Raw genomic sequence first — 3,484 nt, 5'->3', positions numbered from 1 at the left:
AAATATTTACACCAGTAATCTGACCTCACTCCTGGCGTTTTACGCTTACATCATGATTGGTTTAGATTATGATTCATTTTCAGAGTTAGGCGGTAGTCCTTATTACCAAACAGCATTGAATATTGCTACCAACGCACAATCATCTAACAGACCAGGTTGGAATACTTTGGGTAGTACCCGAAACCGATATTGGTTGATAGAAAACTTAACAAATTCTCAAATGCAGGCCATAAGAAACGGTATTTATGAGTACCACAGATTAGGTCTTGATACTTTTGAGAAATCGCCAGACCAAAGCCGAACAACTATACTTGAGGCACTTAAAAAATTAAGGACAGTAAGAAAAACCTACCCTAACTCCATTTTAGTAATTGCCTTTTTAGATGCTAAGTCAGATGAACTGATAAACATTTTTTCTGAAGGCAATATTCAGGTCAGGCGTCAGGCATTTGAGATTTTGTCTGAAATCGACCCTTCTAAAAGAAGCGATTACGAACGAATTATAAAGGGTAATTAACGGTGGCTAAACGCCAAAAACGATTCGATACGATAGCCTCTATCAGAGACAATTACGCTGAAATTTCAGGTAAAAAAGTTAATATTGTACTGAAAAATCGGAGCACACTGTTTGCCACTTTAACCGAACTCAACGAGGATAGTATTGTTGTCATTAACGTAAGAGCCGGCAAAACCAAAATAGCTCTGCAAGATATTTCAGAAATCATTTTAGACTTCAACGGATAGATGCTAACTCACCTTCTGATTAAGAATTATGCACTTATTGAACATTTGGAGCTGTCACCTTCTCGTTATCTCAATATAATTACCGGAGAAACAGGAGCTGGGAAATCTATTATTCTTGGTGCTGTAGGTTTGCTATTGGGCAATCGGGCAGATACGAAAACTCTATACAACGAAGACAGCAAGTGCGTGATTGAAGGTCATTTTGACTTATCTGCTTACAAACTCAAAAAAGTATTTGAAGAGGCCGACCTTGATTATGAGCAAACCTCTATTTTTAGAAGAGAAATAAGCCCTTCGGGTAAATCGAGAGCGTTTATCAACGACACGCCTGTAACACTCGATGTAATTAAGAAAATTGGTGTACACCTGATGGATGTGCACTCACAGCATGAAACCCTCAATCTGGGAAAATCTAACTTTCAGTTGGCGTTTATTGATGCATTCGCAAATACAACTACCGATAGAAAGTCTTATGCTCAGGCTTTTAAAAAATATAAAGATGCCGAAAGTCGCTTACAGACTTTAAAATCTGAAGCCTCTCAAATAAGACAGGAGGCAGATTATAATAACTTTCTGCTAGAAGAGCTCACAAAAGTCGAGTTGCAAGCCGATGAGCAGGAAACGCTTGAAGAAAATGTAAAACTCTCTGAGCATGCTGAAGAAATAAAATCCAAGTTAAATGAAATACTTGAGGTAACTTCTAACAGTGAATTTGCGGCCAATGTCGCGCTTGAGCAAGCCAAGAACATCTTTTCTCAACTCAGCAAATACGCTGAAAAATATGGCACTTTGTCTGAGCGAATGCAAAGCTTATTCATTGAGCTCAATGACATAATATCTGAAACTGAGAAGCTTGAAGAGGAGATTGAATTTGATCCGGAAGAAACTCTAAGACTGCAAGACAGACTAAGCCTTATATATTCGCTTCAGCAAAAACATGGCGTAAGTGATATTGAATCGCTTATAGAGATAAGAGATACACTGGCTGCTAAAGCTGAGAAATTTGTTAACATCGATGACGAAATCGAGCAAACAGAACAGGAGGTAACAACTCTCAAAAAAGAGGCTGAAGCGCTAGCACAAACGTTGAGTAAGAAAAGGAAAAAAGCTTTTCCTGCTATAGAAAAAGAATTGACTACCTTACTTACCAAGGTTGGCATTCCTGATGCAACGCTAGTTATTGAGCATACACTATCTCAAATGACCAGCCATGGTGTTGACGATGTAAACATGCTATTCAGTGCCAATAAAGGCATCAAACCTCAACCTTTGAGCAAAGTTGCTTCTGGCGGTGAATATTCGAGACTATTGTTTTGTGTGAAGTTTTTACTGGCCGATAAAATCTCATTACCTACCATTATCTTCGATGAAATTGATACCGGAGTATCAGGAGAAATTGCTTTGAAACTAGGTGATATGATGAAAAAGATGGCTCAGAATCATCAGGTTATATCTATTAGTCATTTGCCTCAGGTCGCAGCCAAGGGCACTAGCCACTATTTCGTTTACAAAGACAACTCAAGAGACAAGTCTGTGAGCAAAATAAGAAAACTCTCTGAAGACGATCGCATTACAGAAATAGCTAAAATGATAGGTGGAGAGAAACCATCTGACGTAGCTTTTCAAAGTGCTAAGGAATTAATGGCGTCTTAAGATAGTAGCTGTTTCAATTCCCAAAAACAGCTACTAATCATTTTTCTAATTACCTGGAAGTTCTAAATCTGCCTCTATCGACATAGTAGTACTGCCAGCTTCCTCCTGAACCTGAGTTCCAGCTGGTAAGCCAAAAGTATCGGTTGCCACTATTATTACCCCTGATTTTATAAACTTTAACCGCTTGTCGGCTTCTATACCAGTCTAGCTTACTTCCAGGGACGCACAATTCTGGTCCTGATCCGTTCTGCTTAAGAAAGAAAGCATAACCCGATCCGTATACCCGGGCCTTGCCATTACTTTCAATACAGACAGCGGTAGCTTCATCGACACCTATTCCCTTGGCTGTCATACCCCAGTCTTTATTCATTCTTGCCATGAAAGTAACATGTCGGCCTCTCCTGTCAGGATCATCATAATGCGTGTCTGTGACTGTATTTTCCAAGTATGGGTTATCAATAAAATTGCTCCTTTGTAACGACATATATTGGTTATATGGATCATCAAGCGCTTCGTCTGAATAGACCGTACCATTGGCTGCATCAAAATACACTTCTCCCATTATGGCATTACCGGCACTTGTACCACCTATAGGTGCACCTTTCGTATTTCGCAAATAATTGATGGCACTTTCAACTTTGGTATCCTTCCAATAACTCACATAATCGTACTGATCACCACCTGCAATAAATAAGGCTTCTGCATTTCTTATGGTGGCCTCAACATCACTATCATTGGCCTTAGATCTGGAATTGATTAGAAGGGTTTCTACAGAATTGACATTGCCCAAATTGTATATATAGCTATTGTAGGCATCTGTACCTGTAGCTCTGATTACTACAAAGTCACCTCCACCAGATTTATTTATCATCCATTCAATGGCCTCATCAACATCAGGCCCTCCTCCCATAAGCACCGTACCTCCCGTGGTACTGGCAGATACATCATTTTGATCTCCAATAATACCAATTGAGGCCGATGAGATTCTGGTTGATGATGCGTTTTTAGATTCTTTTTGGATAGATTCTATCGAATCGTTTTGAGGTGTAATATTTACATCTTCGGTACACGCGATGACTGATAGGCA

The 3,484-nt window shown here is 39.4% G+C and carries 4 protein-coding genes; 3 read left to right on the top strand and 1 reads right to left on the bottom strand.

Annotated features, from left to right (window positions below):
• From porD to recN, 3 genes are all read left to right on the top strand, one after another.
• Positions 1-517: type IX secretion system protein PorD (gene porD / locus E1176_RS03895; protein WP_155209261.1), on the top strand; the 517-nt coding region annotated here is incomplete at its 5' end.
• A gap of 2 nt (positions 518-519) precedes the next feature.
• Positions 520-744, top strand: coding sequence for a hypothetical protein (locus tag E1176_RS03890; protein WP_155209260.1), 225 nt, complete (start codon positions 520-522; stop codon positions 742-744).
• The gene (gene recN / locus E1176_RS03885) at positions 745-2,397 is read left to right on the top strand and encodes a DNA repair protein RecN (protein WP_155209259.1); all 1,653 of its coding nucleotides are present in this window, start codon (positions 745-747) and stop codon (positions 2,395-2,397) included. It abuts the gene before it with no gap.
• Positions 2,398-2,446: 49 nt separating this feature from the next.
• Here recN and E1176_RS03880 read toward each other — a convergent pair.
• Positions 2,447-3,484, bottom strand: a 1,038-nt coding sequence (locus E1176_RS03880) for a cyanophycinase (protein WP_155209258.1), incomplete at its 5' end; no start/stop codon positions are given.

Origin of the sequence: Fulvivirga aurantia, from assembly GCF_009711475.1 — a bacterium.
GTDB lineage: Bacteria > Bacteroidota > Bacteroidia > Cytophagales > Cyclobacteriaceae > Fulvivirga > Fulvivirga aurantia.
The sequence above is the reverse complement of the archived record's forward strand: the minus strand, read 5'-3'. Positions and strand labels throughout refer to the sequence as shown.